General features: G+C 67.4%; 14 protein-coding genes. 4 read left to right on the top strand and 10 right to left on the bottom strand.

Features of this window, described 5'->3' with window-relative positions; genetic code table 11:
* Positions 1-18: 18 nt before the first annotated feature.
* The 6 genes from ACFPO9_RS09625 to ACFPO9_RS09600 all read right to left on the bottom strand — a co-directional run bounded on the left by ACFPO9_RS09625 (position 19) and on the right by ACFPO9_RS09600 (position 5,947).
* The gene (locus tag ACFPO9_RS09625) at positions 19-477 is read right to left on the bottom strand and encodes a hypothetical protein (protein WP_379769934.1); all 459 of its coding nucleotides are present in this window, start codon (positions 475-477) and stop codon (positions 19-21) included.
* Between the two features lie 16 nt (positions 478-493).
* Positions 494-1,327 (bottom strand): PP2C family protein-serine/threonine phosphatase, encoded by an 834-nt coding sequence (locus ACFPO9_RS09620; RefSeq protein WP_379769933.1) that lies wholly within the window; start codon positions 1,325-1,327, stop codon positions 494-496.
* A gap of 19 nt (positions 1,328-1,346) precedes the next feature.
* Positions 1,347-2,804, bottom strand: coding sequence for a serine/threonine-protein kinase (locus ACFPO9_RS09615; protein ID WP_379769931.1), 1,458 nt, complete (start codon positions 2,802-2,804; stop codon positions 1,347-1,349).
* Between the two features lie 15 nt (positions 2,805-2,819).
* Entirely contained in the window at positions 2,820-3,698 is an 879-nt protein-coding gene (locus ACFPO9_RS09610; RefSeq protein ID WP_379769928.1) for a Tll0287-like domain-containing protein, read from the bottom strand.
* 76 nt (positions 3,699-3,774) lie between these two features.
* A complete protein-coding gene (locus tag ACFPO9_RS09605; protein ID WP_379769926.1) occupies positions 3,775-4,626 on the bottom strand; it encodes a hypothetical protein in 852 nt (283 codons plus the stop codon).
* Positions 4,627-4,651: 25 nt separating this feature from the next.
* On the bottom strand, positions 4,652-5,947 hold the full coding sequence (locus tag ACFPO9_RS09600; protein ID WP_379769923.1) for a caspase family protein: 1,296 nt from the start codon (positions 5,945-5,947) through the stop codon (positions 4,652-4,654).
* A 135-nt stretch (positions 5,948-6,082) separates the two neighbouring features.
* Between ACFPO9_RS09600 and ACFPO9_RS09595 the strand changes: the two genes are divergently transcribed.
* Positions 6,083-7,399 carry an MFS transporter gene (locus tag ACFPO9_RS09595; RefSeq protein ID WP_379769921.1) on the top strand — a complete coding sequence of 439 codons (1,317 nt, stop codon included), beginning with the start codon at positions 6,083-6,085 and terminating at the stop codon, positions 7,397-7,399.
* Between the two features lie 7 nt (positions 7,400-7,406).
* Here ACFPO9_RS09595 and rnk read toward each other — a convergent pair whose 3' ends face one another.
* A complete protein-coding gene (gene rnk, locus ACFPO9_RS09590; protein ID WP_379769918.1) occupies positions 7,407-7,814 on the bottom strand; it encodes a nucleoside diphosphate kinase regulator in 408 nt (135 codons plus the stop codon).
* 250 nt (positions 7,815-8,064) lie between these two features.
* Between rnk and ACFPO9_RS09585 the strand changes: the two genes are divergently transcribed.
* Positions 8,065-9,675, top strand: coding sequence for a phytoene desaturase family protein (locus ACFPO9_RS09585; protein WP_379769916.1), 1,611 nt, complete (start codon positions 8,065-8,067; stop codon positions 9,673-9,675).
* Here the strand turns inward: ACFPO9_RS09585 and ACFPO9_RS09580 are convergent.
* A complete protein-coding gene (locus tag ACFPO9_RS09580) occupies positions 9,672-10,466 on the bottom strand; it encodes an ABC transporter permease (protein WP_379769914.1) in 795 nt (264 codons plus the stop codon). The two genes, ACFPO9_RS09585 and ACFPO9_RS09580, sit on opposite strands and share 4 nt — an antisense overlap.
* The gene (locus ACFPO9_RS09575) at positions 10,463-11,110 is read right to left on the bottom strand and encodes an ABC transporter ATP-binding protein (protein WP_379769912.1); all 648 of its coding nucleotides are present in this window, start codon (positions 11,108-11,110) and stop codon (positions 10,463-10,465) included. Before ACFPO9_RS09575 ends, ACFPO9_RS09580 begins: the two co-directional genes overlap by 4 nt.
* An 80-nt stretch (positions 11,111-11,190) precedes the next feature.
* On the opposite strand from ACFPO9_RS09575, the gene ACFPO9_RS09570 reads away from it, so the two are divergent.
* Together ACFPO9_RS09570 and fdhD are read left to right on the top strand one after the other, a co-directional pair.
* Positions 11,191-12,633 (top strand): DUF3943 domain-containing protein, encoded by a 1,443-nt coding sequence (locus ACFPO9_RS09570; protein ID WP_379769910.1) that lies wholly within the window; start codon positions 11,191-11,193, stop codon positions 12,631-12,633.
* A 51-nt stretch (positions 12,634-12,684) separates the two neighbouring features.
* A complete protein-coding gene (fdhD, locus tag ACFPO9_RS09565; RefSeq protein WP_379769908.1) occupies positions 12,685-13,542 on the top strand; it encodes a formate dehydrogenase accessory sulfurtransferase FdhD in 858 nt (285 codons plus the stop codon).
* On the opposite strand, the gene ACFPO9_RS09560 is transcribed toward fdhD, so the two are convergent.
* Positions 13,539-14,930: a nucleobase:cation symporter-2 family protein gene (locus tag ACFPO9_RS09560; RefSeq protein WP_379769905.1), complete on the bottom strand. Its 1,392-nt coding sequence runs from the start codon at positions 14,928-14,930 to the stop codon at positions 13,539-13,541. The two genes, fdhD and ACFPO9_RS09560, sit on opposite strands and share 4 nt — an antisense overlap.
* Positions 14,931-14,958: the final 28 nt, after the last annotated feature.

Raw genomic sequence — 14,958 nt, 5'->3', positions numbered from 1 at the left:
CGCACGAAATATGCCGGTCTAATGCCTGCTTAATGTCTTGCCGCGAATACGTATCCAGACCTCCATCACATGCAGCATCGCGATGCACAGCCCAAGGATGGCAAACGTCGCGTCCGTCTCGAAATGCGCCGGCGCCGAAATAATCGGCTTGTGATTGGCCTGGATACCGGCTTCCAGTTTTTTGATGTCCTTGGCTTTTTCCAGGATCTTGCGGACTTCCCCGAACACTTTCGCGACGCGCTTGCGAATCTTGTCTTCCCTGGAACTGGGCTCGTTGTTCTTGATGTCGTCGATGATCGCAGCGATGTCCCTGTTCCACGCGTCGATCTCCTCGTCCGACACGCGCTCGAGCGCCTCGTGGTAACGCGACATGTCGTCATCCAGGCTGCGGTTGAACAGCCTGTTCGCTTCCAGCGCACGGCACCTGATGCGCTCCTTGTTTTGCACTTTCAGATAGGTTCCCTGCGGTTTTGGCATGGCAGACCTCCAGGATTCAAGGTGTTTCCAGCAGCGCGACTACCACGGTGATGTTGTCTCGTCCCCCACACGCCACTGCCATCTCGATCAGCCGCCGGCACACCTGATCGAGATTACTCTCCTCCGCCTTGCCCAGCGCCTCTTCGATATCCCCATGCGGCACGGGCCCGTGCAGCCCGTCGCTGCACAGCATCAGCACATCGCCGTCGACGGCCAGGTGCGAGCGCACCTCCGGCGTCACCGCGCTCGCGGGCCCCACCGCCTGCAGCAGCAGGTTCCGCGGCGGCAGCGGGTCCAGCATGCCGGCTTCGAGCGCCTGCTGGTACAGGGTCTGGTCGCGCGTCAGCTGCTCCAGCACGCCCTCGCGCAGGCGGTACAGGCGGCTGTCGCCGACGTGGAAGGCGACCAGCGGCGCGGTGCCGGAAGCGCGCCAGAAGCCGGTCAGGGTGGCGCCCATGCCGTCGCCGTCGCCGCGTTTGCGCGCGCAGTTCTGCCCGTAGAGGCTGGCGTTGGCGTGGCTCACCGCCGCATGCAGCAGGCGCACCGCGGCGGCGGCCGGATCCGACCAGGTCGCATCGGGATCGGCCGGCACGGTGGTGTCGAGGTCGGCGGCCGGCAGGTGAGGCGCGTGCAGCGCCAGGTAGGCGCGCACTTCGGTCAGCACCCCGGCGCTCGCCACTTCGCCGGCGGCGTGGCCGCCCATGCCGTCGGCGAGCATCGCCAGCCCGAGCGTTTCGTCGAGCAGGAAGTTGTCCTCGTTGCTGCTGCGGACCGGGCCGATGTCGGTGGCGCCGGCCACCAGCATGCCTGGCAGGCGGTGCAGGCGCGGCGGCGAGAGGGGAATCGGCATCGTCATCGCAGGGTCCCGGTCATGTTGAAGAACTGGCGCCGGCGTCCGCGAGGAAGCGCGTACGCTCGCCAGGATTGTCGATGTGGCCGGCGAGCAGCTGCAGGAAAACCTGCTTGTCGCTGGTCTGCTTCATGGCGCGCTTGACCACCACGCGGCCGATCGGGCCGATGATCGCCACCAGCCTGTCGGCGGTGGCATCGGCATAGCCGGCGTCGAAGCTCTCGGGGCGCGGCGGGCGCGACAAGGCGGACGCCACCCCGGGCCGGGCCGCGCCGGACAGGCTGACCTGGCTGACCTGGCTGGAAGCGCGCGCCGCGCCGCTGCCGGTGCCGGTGGCGTCCAGCTTTTTCCTGATCTGGGCGAGGGCCTGGCCGAACTGCTCCCGGCCGACCTCGGAAGGGATGTGGGGCAGCAGCAGCTCGGACAGGTGGTCCAGGCCCTCGGCCTTGTCGGCGACTTTCTTGAGCAGGAAGCGCGCCATCGGGCCGATCTGGCGCGCCAGGCTGGCCTCGACTTCCGGCAGGGCTTCGCGCTTCCACGGGGTCATGGTGGCGATGCCGCTGCCCTCGAAGGCCGCCGCCGGGGCCGGCATGGCCGGCATGGCGGGCGCCAGCACGGTGCGGTCGTCGTTCGCCAGCCGGGTCGCGTCCGGATCGGCCTCGCTGTTCCTTGCCGCGGCCAGCAGCGCCTCGTGGAAGGCGCGCGCGCTCGGGTAGCGCGCCTCCGGCGGCTTGGCGATCGCCCTGGCCAGCAGCGCGTCGAAGCGCGTGCCGAGCGCCGGCAGGACGCGCGAGGGCGGCGCCGGTTCCTCGTTCAGGATCTGCTGCATCACGATCGAGGCCGTGCCGCTGAACGGGCGCGCGCCGGTCAGCAGCTGGTAAAGCACGATCCCGGCGGAGAACACGTCCGAGCGGCCGTCGATGGCGTCGCCGCGGAACTGTTCGGGCGACATGTAGCTGGGCGTACCGACCATGGCCCCGGCCTGGGTCAGGGTCGAGGATTCGATGCGGGCGATGCCGAAGTCGCTGATCTTGACCTGGCCGGCGCGCGTGACCAGCAGGTTGGCCGGCTTGACGTCGCGATGCACCACGCCACGCGAGTGGGCGTAATCCAGACCGTGCAACAGGTCGCCCATCCAGGCCAGCACGTTCGGCAGGTCGGTGGGGCGCTCCTGCGCCAGCAGGGTGTCGAGCCCGACGCCGTCGACGAACTCCATCGCCATATACGCCGACTCGGCATCCTCGCCGTAGTCATAGACCGTCACGATGTTGGGATGGTTCAGGCGCCCCGCGGCCTGGGCCTCGTTCTTGAAGCGGTCGATCAGGTCGGCCTGCTCCTTTTCCGAAAACAGCTCCTTGCGGATGGTCTTGAGCGCGACCACCCGTTCGATCCATGGGTCGAAAGCCTTGTAGACGACACCCATCGCGCCCTTGCCCAGGATGCCGTCGATCCGGTATTTGCCTAGCTGTGCGATCATGCGCCCGCCGTCCGCTTACTCGTCCAGCATCTTCATCGCGCTGGCCAGGCTGGAGCGCATGCGCGCGAAGGAGCGCGCCAGCGTCGACAGCTCGTCGCTGCCCTTGACCTCGAACTCCTCGTCGTTGAACCGGCCCAGGCTGACCTGGTCGGCCAGGCGCGACATGCGCGTGATGCGGCGCGTGACGAAGTAGTGCACCATCAGGTTGAGGGCCACGAACAGGAAGGCGAAGATGCCGAGCATCGACAGCATGTAGGTGCGCAGCATCGCGTTCGCGCGCCGCAGCGGCACCTCCATCGGCACCGAGACCACCTGGGCGCCGACGATTTCCATGTGCTTCCAGCCGAAGCCGTTGTTCTGGCCGTAGATGTCGGTCATGGTCTTGGGCGCGGCGTCGGGCACGCTGTGGCAGCGCAGGCAGGCCTCGTTCTTGATCTGCAGCGGCCGCGCCACGTACAGGGCCGGGCCGACCGAAGTGCTGCGCTCGCCCACCAGCTCGTTCAGGGCCGGCTTGGCGCGCAGGGTGTTGATCAGGTCGGCCTCCCAGTCGGCGGCGCGGTCGCGCAGGTTGGTGGGGTTGAGCGTCGCCTCCTTGTAGCTGAAGTCCGGGTACTGCTTGAGCAGCTGGCCGAGCTGCTCGGTGGCGGCATACGAGGGGATCGATTGCGGCACGAATTCGTACTTCAGGTGGGTGTCCAGCAGCGGGACGATCTGGCCCACCGTGTAGCTGCGCGCCGCCAGTGCGGACTGCATCAGCACGCGTGCGTTTTCCAGGGTTTCCTCCCTGGCGTTCTCGCGCAGCAGGTAGTTCGTGACGGCGCTGGCCGCGCCGAAGCCGACCACGAAGATGGACAGGAAGACGATGTTGAATTTCGCCGCGATCGAGAATTTCATTGCCGGACCTTCTCTTCAATGAAGGGTCCGCCGCTCACGCCCGGCCAGGGCCGAGGCGCGCGGCGGCCTTGCGTCGCTACATGGTGTAGTTGATCGACAGGATCACGCCGTCACGGACATCGCGCAGTTCGCGGCTCTCCTGGAAAATGCTCGCATAGCTGTTGGTCTTGATGGTCTGCGTACGGTAGCCGACCGAGGCTGTCGCAATGCCGAATCCGTTGGGTCTGATGTAGACCGGGTAATTCAATCCGAGTTCACCGATCAGATAGCGGCCATTGGTCGAGAAGCTGCCCAAGCCTGGATCGGCGAACCTGAGCTTCAGCCTGGCCGGGCCATAGGCAGCCTGCGCATAAAAGCGCAGCTTGTCCACCACGGCGAAGTTGGCTGCCGCACCGAAGAGGAAGCCCTTGGCCGTGGTTTTCACGAGTGGCATGCTCTGTGGCGCGACCCCCAGGATGGTGTCGCGGGTTTCAGTCGCATCCTTGTAGCCGACCACGAGGCTGAGCTCCGGCGTCACGTTATAGCCGAGATTCAGATCGCTTTCACGGCGTGAAAAATGGTCGGAGCGGGAAGTGATCAGGGTCTGGCCGGTGGGCAAAATGATCGGGCTGGTCGACACCCGGAAATCGCTGGAAAAGCTGCCGTGGCTGAAGCTCGCGAAAAATTTGCCGCGGCGGATCTGCAATGAGGGGAGGAAATCCGTATGTTCAGTTCCTTCGGTCGCATTCACGCTATCGCCTATCGCCGGCGTCCCGTTCGCAGTCATGCCACTGTAATTCGCGGGAATGTACGACAGCCATCCTGCGTGCCAGAGCTTGACGCCGACGGTAAATTGGGTTTCAGGAGGATCTGACTGCGCCTGGGCCGCGGCGCAGACGATTGTGCCCAGGACGAACGGAATGACCGGAAGTGCTTTCCTTACCCTCATATGGATCCCCTTGTAATTAACGACGTTAAAAAGTGGGTACGACCGTACCGGGTGGCGCTTTCTTTTCTTCCTCTTTCGATTTCTTGGCTTCCTCCTGCTTTTGCTTGAGGGAGCGCGTCGCGATTTCCTGATTGGCGGCGTCGATGGTGGCCTGTTGCGCGACCAGCGTCTTGCGCATCTTTTCGATTTCCTCCTGCTTTTGCTGGAGACTGAGGCGCACGGCTTCGAGCTCCTTGAGTTTGTCCGTCGAGGTCTTGACCTCGTTGCCGAGCTTGTCGAGCTCCTGTTCGCGCCGCGAGACTTCCGCGCGCCGGCGCTCCAGTTCTTCCTTTTTCGCTTCGACGTCGGCCAGGCCCTGGCGCGCCGTATCGAGTTCGGCGCGCTTCTTGAGCAGCAGGGCCTGCTGCGATTCGAGTTCCGCCTGTTTCGCCCTGGCTTCGGCAATGCTGGCCTGCAGGCGGTTCAGTTCGGCGGTCTTCGCTTTCAGCAGGCCGTCATCGGGCGCCGGCGGCGCCGGATCGCCGCAGCCGGCGAGGCAGAATTTCTCGCCGAAGGACGCCATGATCTGCGGCTCCTGCCGGTACTTGAGCCGCGCGGCATCGGCGCGCGTGCCGGTGCTGACCGCCTTCAGGGTATCTTCGATCGTCAGGCGCGGCACGCCGATGTTCTGGAGCAGATTCTTGGTGAAGGTGCCGTTGCGGCCGACGCCATCGAGCGCTTGCTCGCCGGGGCCCGCGGACATGGCGATGATGTTGTTGCGCGGCGCATACAACTGAGTCGCCAGGCCCATCATGGGAACGTAGCCGCGAATCGGATTGGCGAAGGGATTGTTGCGGCAGGCGTCGAGAAGGAAGATGTTCAACAGCGCCTGGCGCGGTTGCAGTTCGCTCATCAGGTAATTGATCTGGACGCCTTCGTCCTCGATATCGCTCTTGGTGCGCATCACCGCTTTGACGGGGATGAGGTAATTGATCCCTTCTACCTGTACCGCATGGCCGGCGTAATAAAAGAGGGCGACGCTGCGCGAATTGATTTTCCCGGTAAATTCGTAAATGGCGTCCTTGAATTCACGCTTGGTGGCGATATCGAGCTTGCAGATGACTTCGAAATCCAGCTTCTTGAGAGCGGCGCACATATCGCTCGCATCGTTCGCGGAATTCGGCAGGGGCAGGGCATCGGTATAGTGTGCATTGCCGATCACGAGTGCGATCCTGGATTGCGGTTCGATCGCGCGGTTGCCCTCGCCGACGGCGTCCGCGCAGGCCGGCAGAAACCCGAAAAACGCCAACAGAACGGACAATAGCCATGCGCGTGGATTCATGATTTTCGGGTACTGCCAGGGGTAGGACAAGCGGGGCGGGCAATTGCGATTCCTGGTTCTAAAATTAACATGACTATATTTACCCCGCAAGAAAATATTAAAAATTTACTCATGCTTTCGAGCGAAGGAAAACACATGCCGGCATTACCAGCAACAGTGGAGCAGGGCATCCGGGCGGCGGGCGTCGGCACATTCCAGTACCGCCTGTTCGCGATCTTCGGCCTGGTGTGGATGGCCGACGCCATGCAGGTGCTGGCGATCGGCTTCAGCGCGCCGTCGATCGCGCTGAGTTTCGGCATCGCGATGCCGCGGGCGCTCGAAAGCGGGACCTGGTTCTTCGTCGGCATGCTGCTCGGGGCCTTCGTGTTCGGGCGCCTGGCCGACCGCGTCGGGCGCCGTCCGGTGCTGATGGCGGCGGTGCTGGTCGACGCCTGCTTCGGCGTGGCGTCCAGCTTTGCGCCGGACTTCACCTGGCTGCTGGCGCTGCGCTTCCTGACCGGCATCGGGGTCGGCGGCACGCTGCCGGTGGATTACACGATGATGGCGGAATTCCTCCCGAGCGAGCGGCGCGGGCGCTGGCTGGTGCTGCTCGAATCCTTCTGGGCGCTCGGCACCGTCCTGCTGGCGGTACTGGCGCTGGCTGCGCTGCGCTGGGGCGCGGATGCATGGCGGGTGATCTTCTTCGTGACCGGCATGCCGGCGCTGGTGGGCGTGGTGCTGCGGCTGTCGATACCCGAGTCGCCGGTCTACCTGAACCGCACCGGCAGGGCGGACGAGGCGCGCGCCGTCCTGCAGCGCGTCGCCCGCGTCAACCGGCGCGAGGTGGCGATCCCTTTGCTGCAGCCGGAAGCCGCACAGGCGCGTTCGCTTTCGGCGCTGTTCGACCGCGACCTGCGCCGCCGCAGCCTGTCGCTGTTCTCGGCCTGGGCGCTGATTTCGGTGGCCTATTACGGCGTCTTCGTCTACCTGCCCGTCAAGCTGGGCGCCCAGGGCTTCGGCTTCATGCGCGGCCAGGAATTCCTGATCGTGCTGGCGCTGGCGCAGGTGCCCGGCTATGCGCTGGCAGCTTACGGCGTGGAGCGCTGGGGACGCAAGCCGACCCTGGTCGGCTTCCTGCTGCTGAGCGCCGTGGGCTGCCTGGGCTACAGCCTCGGCAGCGCGGCGGCGCTGGTGGTCGGTTCGACCCTGCTGATGAGTTTTGCACTGCTGGGGACCTGGGGCGCGCTGTACGCCTTCACGCCCGAGGTCTACCCGACCGCCCTGCGCGCCAGCGGCATGGGACTGGCGGGCGCCGTGGCGCGCTTCGGCGGCCTGCTGGCGCCGGCCGTGATCGCGCCGGTGATGACGGCGCACTTCACGCTGGCGCTGCTCATGCTGGCCGGCTTCCTGGCCCTCGGCGCGCTCGCGATCCTGTGCGTGGACGTGGAGTCGCGCAACCGCACGCTGGACTAGGGGCTGCTTACAGGTGAAAGTCGCCGGCCCGCTCGGGCTGGTAGAGCACCTGCAGCACCTCGACCGTGAGCGTGCGCCCATCCGGATGGGTCCACTGCATGCGGTCGCCCTCCGACAGGCCGAGCAGGGCGCTGCCGACCGGGGTCAGCACCGACAGCGTGTCCGCCTGCAGGCCGGCGTCCTTCGGATAGACCAGGGTGCGGCACAGGGCCGGGCCGCTGCCGTCCAGGCGAAAGCAGACCGTCGAATTCATGGTGACCACCATCGGCGGCACCTCCCAGGGCTCGACCACCTGGGCGCGCAGCAGTTCGTTGGACAGGGCTTCCTTGCCGTGCATGCGCACGGCGGCCAGCTTTTCCAGCATCAGGTCGATGCGGTTGAAATCGGTTTTCGACATCGTGATATTCGGGCTCATATGAACTCCAGGGTGTGGTACGGGCGTGAACAAGGACCGCCGGCGGCGCCGGGCGGCGGAACAGGCTGGAAGGGGAGCTCGGCAAACGGCGCACGGGGCCGCCGCCGAGCTTAATGAAGCCAGGCGAACTTCTCGCAAACTGTCGTGGCGCTGTGATCTGTCTTCATCGTTGGGGATTGGATGCTTGCCATCCGCTGAGCAAATTGTATATTAGCCCACATCCCCGCAATTTCAAGACCGGAGACCGTGCATGCGCGATGCGATCGTTGTCGGAGGCGGCCACAATGGCCTGGTGTGCGCCTTTTACCTGGCCCGCGCCGGGCTGAAGGTGACGGTGCTGGAACAGCGCCAGGTGGTCGGCGGCGCGGCGGTGACCGAGGAATTCCATCCTGGTTTCCGCAACTCGGTCGCGGCCTATACGGTCTCGCTGCTGAACCCCAAGGTGATCCGTGACATGGACCTGGCCGCGCACGGCCTGCGCGTGGTCGAGCGTCCGCTCGCGAATTTCCTGCCGCTGGACGAGACCCGCTACCTGAAACTCGGCGCCGGCAGGACCGCGGCCGAGGTGGCGAAGTTCTCGCCGCGCGACGCCGGACGGCTGGCCGATTACGCCGCCCACCTGGACGCCGCCGCCGACCTGCTGCGCGAGCTGGTCCTGCAGACGCCGCCGAACCGCGTGCAGGGCGGCTGGCTCGAGATGCTGCCCGAGCTGCTCAAGGCCGGCAAGCTGGGCAAGCGCGTCGCCAGGCTGCCGCTCGCCACCCAGCGCGAACTGCTCGACCTGTTCACCAAGTCGGCCGGCGACGTGCTGGACGGCTGGTTCGAGAGCACGCCGATCAAGGCGGCCTACGGCTTCGACAGCGTGGTCGGGAATTACGCCAGCCCCTACACGCCCGGCTCGGCCTATGTGCTGCTGCACCACGTGTTCGGCGAGGTGAACGGCAAGAAGGGCGCCTGGGGCCATGCGATCGGCGGCATGGGCGCGATCACCCAGGCGATGGCCAAAGCGGCGCAAGCGCAAGGCGTCGAGATCCGCACCGGCTGCGCGGTCAGCGAAATCATCACAAGCAAAGGCCGCGCCACCGGGGTCGTCACCGCGCAGGGGCAGCGCATCGATGCGCGGGTGGTGGTGTCGAACCTGAACCCGCGCCTGCTCTACACCAAACTGGTCGACCCGGGCGTGCTGCCCGCCGATTTTTTGCGACGCATGCAGGCCTGGCGCTGCGGCTCCGGCACCTTCCGCATGAACGTGGCCCTCTCCGAACTGCCGGACTTCAGCTGCCTGCCGGGCAGCGAGGCGGCCGAGCACCACGCCAGCGGCATCATCATCGCGCCCAGCCTGCAATACATGGAACGCGCCTACCACGACGCCCGCGCTTTCGGCTGGGCGCGCGAACCGATCGTCGAGGTCCTGATCCCGACGACCCTGGACCCGGGCCTGGCGCCCGCCGGCCAGCACGTGGCCAGCCTGTTCTGCCAGCACGTGGCGCCGCAGCTGCCCGACGGCGCCAGCTGGGACGATCACCGCGAGCAGGTGGCCGACCTGATGATCGATACCGTCACCCGTTACGCGCCGAATTTCAAACGCGCCGTGCTCGGGCGCCAGATCATGAGCCCCCTTGACCTCGAGCGCACCTTCGGCCTGGTGGGCGGCGACATCTTCCACGGCGCGCTCGGCCTCGACCAGCTGTTCGCGGCGCGGCCGATGCTGGGGCACGCCGACTACCGCGGCCCCGTGCAGGGCTTGTACACCTGCGGCGCGGGCGCGCATCCGGGCGGCGGCGTGACCGGCGCGCCCGGCCACAATGCGGCGCGCGAGGTGCTGCGCGATGTCTCGGGCCGCGCTACCTATTTGGCCTAATCCCGCAGGCGATCCACGCGGAGCCGCTGGCGATGGTCGCTCAGCGCCCGCACCGCCAGCAGCGCGGCGCCGGCCGAGGCCAGGCCGCTGGCGCCGGCCAGCAGGAACATCAGCAGGATCTGGTACTTCACCGCTTCCATCGGGTCCATCCCGGCCAGCAGCTGGCCGGTCATGATGCCGGGCAGGGTGATGATGCCGGCGGCCGACATCTGGTTCGCCACCGGGATCATGCCGCGCCGGGTGGCATTCCGCACCAGTGGGCCGATCGCCTCGCGAAAGGACGCGCCCAGCGCCAGCCGCGCCTCGATGCGCGCGCGTTCGCGCACCACCCCGTCGAGGATGCCGTCCAGCGCCAGCGAGGCCGCATTCAGCACGCTGCCCAGTACGATGCCCATCAGCGGAATGGCATAGCGCGGCGCATACCACGGGTCCGGGCGCACCGCCGTGGTCAGGGCCAGCAGCACGGTGGCGAAGCCGGCGCAGGCGACCACCGCGGCGCTGATCTGGTAATTCATCCGGCGCTTCAGGCGCTGCTTCGGCCGGGTCGCGACCTCGCGCGCGGCGGCGCCGATCATGAACAGGATCACGGCGCCGGTGGCCCAGGGCGAGGCGCTTTCGAACACGCTGCGCAGCACCATGCCGACGATGGCCAGTTGCAGCACCATGCGCACGGCGGCGACCAGGATCTGGCGGTGCACGCCGAGGCGCAGGGCCAGCGACAGCGCGGCGTCGAGCAGGATCAGCAGCGCCGCCGCCAGCAGGTCCCAGGCGCCCAGGTGGATGGCGTTCATTGCGTCTCCAGCCTGCCGTGCTCGAGGTGGAAGATGCGCCGCGCCAGCCGCCGCGCCTGGTCGGCGGAGTGGGTCACGATCAGCAGCGCCATGCCCTGCGCCAGGCAGCCCGACAGCAGCGCCTCCGCGCGCGCGACCGAGGCCGGGTCGAGGGCAGCCGTGGGCTCGTCCAGCAGCAGCACGCGCGGCTTCCTGGCCAGCGAACGGACCAGGGCCAGGCGCTGGCGCTCGCCGGTGGACAGGCGCTCGATTTCGCTGTCCAGCAGGCCGGCGGCGAGGCTGAGCGCGGGCAGGGTCTGGTCCAGGAAGCCGCGCTGCTCATGGGCGAAATGCTCGCCCGCCGTCGCTTCCCACCATGCCGGTTCGGCCGCCTGGTAGACCACTTGCGCGCGCCAGGCGGGGGCCGGCATCGACGTGCACGAACGGCCGTCGAGCAGGATCTCGCCCTCGTGCGGGTCGAGGTCGGCCAGCATGCGCAGCAGCACGCTCTTGCCGGCGCCGGAAGGCCCCTGGATCGCGACGCATTCGCCGGCTTGCACCTCGAAGTCGAAGGGGCCGCCGAAGCGCGAGCGCAGCCCGCACGCGCTCAGGCGTGCCGGTGCGGGGGATCGATCCGGGCTTTCGGACAAGGGCTTTGAGGACATTGTATTTTCTCGTGCGACACGATTCAGGCTTAATTGTTACATTAATGCCAATATTTTGCAGCGTAGCGAATCGGAGAACCATGAAATTACTAGCCCAAGCGATCCTGCTCGCGCTGGCCGCCGGCACAGTGCAGGCACAGGAAGTGGAACAGCATCAGCCGGCCGACCCGCCGGCGGACCCGGCGGCGATTCCCGCGGCCCACGCGCCCCCAAGGGAAACCCGGGTCTTTGCCGACTCGCGCGAGTACAAGAGCTACGGCGCGGCGGCGCTCGAAATCCTCGGCTTCCAGGTGGTGCTGAACCGCATCGACCATGCCTTCGTCACGCCGGACGACTACGGCGTCAGCATCGGCTCGGTGCGCCGCAACCTGCGCAGCAGCTGGGTCGAGGACCGCGACCCCTTCGAGATCAACCAGATGGGCCACCCCTACCAGGGCTCGGTCTACTTCAATATCGCGCGCAGCAACGGCCTGACGTTCTGGGAATCGATGGGCTATGCCTTCGCCGGCAGCGCGGTGTGGGAGATCGCCGGCGAGACCACGCCGCCCTCGCGCAACGACCAGATCACCACCAGCTTCGGCGGCAGCTTCCTGGGCGAGGCCCTGTACCGCATGGCCAACCTGGTGCTGGACCGCGGCGACGGCACCTCGCCATGGCGCGAGGTGGGCGCCGGGCTGGTCTCGCCTTCGCTCGAGTACAACCGCCAGAAGGGTTCGCGCCGCGCCGCTTCCTTGTGGGCCGGCGCCACGCCCGCCACCTTCTCGCGCCTGCAGCTTGGCTACAGCAACCCGTCGAGCAGCAATGCAGGCCCATCCCTGGCGACCAAGCGCAGGGAAGTGGCGGCCGATTTCGCGCTGGAGTACGGCCTGCCTGGCAAGGAAGGCTACACCTATCGCAAGCCCTTCGACTACTTCCTGTTCCGCGCCCGCGTATCGAACGTCAACGGCCTCGAAAGCCTGACCTCGCGCGGCATGCTGGCCGGGACCACCTATGGCTACGGCGAGCGGATGCGCGGCATCGCCGGCATCTACGGCAGCTACGACTACCTGTCGCCGCAGCTGTTCCGCATCGCCAGCACCGCGGTGTCCCTGGGCAGCAATGCGCAGGTGTGGCTGGCGCGCGAGCTGGCGCTGCAGGCCCATGCCTCGGCCGGCGTCGGCTATGTCTCGACCGGCACGATACGCGCCAGCACGGGCGGCCAGTACCACTACGGTTTCGCGCCGCAGTCGATGCTGGGCCTGCGCTTTATCTGGGACAACAGGATGTCGCTGGACCTGAGCTCGAGCGCCTTCTTCGACGGCAAGCAGCACGGCCTGGAATCGGGCGGCAAGGACCGGGTGCTGCGCGGCGACGCTTCGCTCAGCTACCGCCTGTCCGGCCCGCACGCGCTCACGCTCAAATACCTGACGTCGCGGCGCGGCTTCTCCTTCCCGAACGTGGTGGCAAGGCAGCAGCGCTACGACTCGGTCGGCCTGTATTACAGCTGGCAGCCGGCGCGCAGCATGGGCGCCGTGAACTGGTGAGCACGCCGTGGCGCGCGCCGGCAAACCGGGCGCGATGCTAGATTTGTGCACATGCATGCACAGTTCGATTTCTCAGGCAGTCCCGATGGACCGGCGCTCGCACCGAGGGCGCCGGCCCCGGCCCGCGCGCGCCATGTCCTGCGCATGCGCAAGGAGGTCCTCGCCACCGTCGAGGACATGGTGGTCGACGAGGTCCCGGTGGCCCTGGTCTACAACGGCATCTCGCACGCCGTGATGATGGCCACGCCGGCCGACCTCGAGGAATTCGCGCTCGGCTTCTCGCTCAGCGAAGGCATCATCGCCCGGCCGGAGCATTGCTACGGCATCGAGGTCGAGCCGGGCCGCGACGGCATCGCCGTGCAGCTGCGGATCGCCGCCTCGGCCTTCATGGCGCTGAAGGAGCGGCGCCGTACGCTGGCCGGGCGCACCGGCTGCGGCCTGTGCGGCGTGGACAGCCTGCAGCAGGTCGCGCGCCCGCTGCCGCGGCTGGCGCCGGCGCGCGGCTTCCATGCGGCGGCGGTGCGGCGCGCGCTCGATGCCGTCGGCGCCGAGCAGGCCCTCACGCGCTCGACCGGCGCCGCCCATGCGGCCGCCTGGTGCGGCATGGATGGCGGACTGCGGATCGTACGCGAGGACGTCGGCCGCCACAATGCGCTGGACAAGGCGATCGGCGCGATGGCGCGGGCGGGCTGCCGGCCGGCGGAGGGCTTCCTGCTGATTACGAGCCGCGTCAGTTACGAGATGGCGCAGAAGGCCATCATGGCCGGGGTGCCCGCGCTGGTCGGCATGTCGGCGCCGACCCTGGCGGCGGTGGAACTGGCCGAGCAGGCCGGCATGACCCTGCTGGCCTTTGCGCGCGGGCGGGATTTCGTCTGCTACACCCACCCGCAGCACCTGGGACTGGACTAGCTTGGGTCGACGCCGGCGTCCTGGACAGCCGGCAGGAACCAGTTCATCAGCACCGCGCAGATGCCGCCGGTCGCCACCCCGGATTCCAGCACGTGGCGCAGCGCCGACGGGACATGCGCCAGGAATTCCGGCACCTGCGATACGCCCAGTCCCAGCGCCAGCGACACCGCGATGATCAGCAGGGCGCGGCGGTCCAGGGTCACGCTGGCCAGGATGTTGATGCCGGCCGCCGCCACCGCGCCGAACATCACCATGGCCGCGCCGCCGAGCACCGGTTCCGGCACCGCCTGGATCACGCCGGCCACGCCCGGGAATAGCCCAAGCACCACTAGGAACAGGGCGATCCACATGCCGACATGGCGGCTGGCGATGCCGGTCAGCTGGATCACGCCGTTGTTCTGCGCGAAGATCGAGCTGGGGAAGGTGTTCAGCAGCCCCGCCAGCAGCGAGTTGGCGCCGTTGACCAGCACCCCGCCCTTGATGCGCCGCATCCAGGTCTCGCCCTCGACCGGCTCGCGCGAGACCTTGCTGGTCGCGGTGACGTCGCCGATGGCCTCGAGCGAGGTGACCAGGTAGATCACGATCATCGGGATGAACAGCGACCACGAAAAGCCCAGGCCGAAGTGCAGCGGCTGCGGCACCTGGAACAAGGCCGCCTGGCGCATGCCCGTGAAGTCGAGGCGCCCCAGCGAACCGGCCAGCAGGTAGCCGACCGCCAGCGCGATGATGATGGCGCCGCTGCGCATCCACACCACCGGCACGCGGTTCAGCAGCACGATGATCGCCAGGACCGCGCCGGACAGCAGCAGGTTCTCGCCATTGGCGAAGGTCCCGTTCGACATCGCGGCAAAGCCGCCGCCCATGCTGATCAGGCCGACCTTGATCAGGGTGAGGCCGATCATCAGCACCACGATGCCGGTGACCAGCGGCGTGATCATGCGCTTCACGAAAGGCAGGATGCGCGAGACGCCCATCTCGATGAAGGCGCCGGCCACCACCACGCCGAAGATCGACGCCATCACGGCTTCGACCGGCGTGCCCGCCTTGACCATCAGCGTGCCGCCGGCAATCAGCGGGCCGACGAAGTTGAAGCTGGTGCCCTGCACGATCAGGAGTCCGGCGCCGAAGGGGCCGAAGCGGCGGCACTGGACGAAGGTGGCGATGCCGGACACCACCAGCGACATCGAGACGATCAGGTTGGTGTCGCGCGCGGAGACGCCCAGCGCCTGGCAGATCAGCAGTCCGGGCGTGACGATGGGGACGATGATCGCCAGCAGGTGCTGCAGGGCGGCGAGGATGCCGATGAGGGCGCGCGGACGGTCTTCGAGGCCAAGGACGAGGTCGGGGGCGGGCGGCGTGGCTGCGGAGATGGGCGGTCGTGTATTCATGGCGGGCTCGCGGCAAAAGCGCGATTTT

The organism is Massilia aerilata, from assembly GCF_042656905.1.
Lineage (GTDB): Bacteria > Pseudomonadota > Gammaproteobacteria > Burkholderiales > Burkholderiaceae_D > Telluria > Telluria aerilata.
The sequence above is the reverse complement of the archived record's forward strand: the minus strand, read 5'-3'. Positions and strand labels throughout refer to the sequence as shown.

Excerpts from the sequence above, each read along its gene's own strand:
- ACFPO9_RS09610 (WP_379769928.1), bottom strand. The coding sequence starts at position 3,698 with ATGAAATTCTCGATCGCGGCGAAATTCAACATCGTCTTCCTGTCCATC.
- ACFPO9_RS09625 (WP_379769934.1), bottom strand. The coding sequence starts at position 477 with ATGCCAAAACCGCAGGGAACCTATCTGAAAGTGCAAAACAAGGAGCGC.
- ACFPO9_RS09570 (WP_379769910.1), top strand. The coding sequence starts at position 11,191 with ATGAAATTACTAGCCCAAGCGATCCTGCTCGCGCTGGCCGCCGGCACA.
- rnk (WP_379769918.1), bottom strand. The coding sequence starts at position 7,814 with ATGAGCCCGAATATCACGATGTCGAAAACCGATTTCAACCGCATCGAC.
- ACFPO9_RS09600 (WP_379769923.1), bottom strand. The coding sequence starts at position 5,947 with ATGAATCCACGCGCATGGCTATTGTCCGTTCTGTTGGCGTTTTTCGGG.
- ACFPO9_RS09585 (WP_379769916.1), top strand. The coding sequence starts at position 8,065 with ATGCGCGATGCGATCGTTGTCGGAGGCGGCCACAATGGCCTGGTGTGC.
- ACFPO9_RS09560 (WP_379769905.1), bottom strand. The coding sequence starts at position 14,930 with ATGAATACACGACCGCCCATCTCCGCAGCCACGCCGCCCGCCCCCGAC.
- ACFPO9_RS09580 (WP_379769914.1), bottom strand. The coding sequence starts at position 10,466 with ATGAACGCCATCCACCTGGGCGCCTGGGACCTGCTGGCGGCGGCGCTG.
- ACFPO9_RS09615 (WP_379769931.1), bottom strand. The coding sequence starts at position 2,804 with ATGATCGCACAGCTAGGCAAATACCGGATCGACGGCATCCTGGGCAAG.
- ACFPO9_RS09620 (WP_379769933.1), bottom strand. The coding sequence starts at position 1,327 with ATGCCGATTCCCCTCTCGCCGCCGCGCCTGCACCGCCTGCCAGGCATG.
- ACFPO9_RS09595 (WP_379769921.1), top strand. The coding sequence starts at position 6,083 with ATGCCGGCATTACCAGCAACAGTGGAGCAGGGCATCCGGGCGGCGGGC.
- ACFPO9_RS09575 (WP_379769912.1), bottom strand. The coding sequence starts at position 11,110 with ATGTCCTCAAAGCCCTTGTCCGAAAGCCCGGATCGATCCCCCGCACCG.
- ACFPO9_RS09605 (WP_379769926.1), bottom strand. The coding sequence starts at position 4,626 with ATGAGGGTAAGGAAAGCACTTCCGGTCATTCCGTTCGTCCTGGGCACA.
- fdhD (WP_379769908.1), top strand. The coding sequence starts at position 12,685 with ATGCATGCACAGTTCGATTTCTCAGGCAGTCCCGATGGACCGGCGCTC.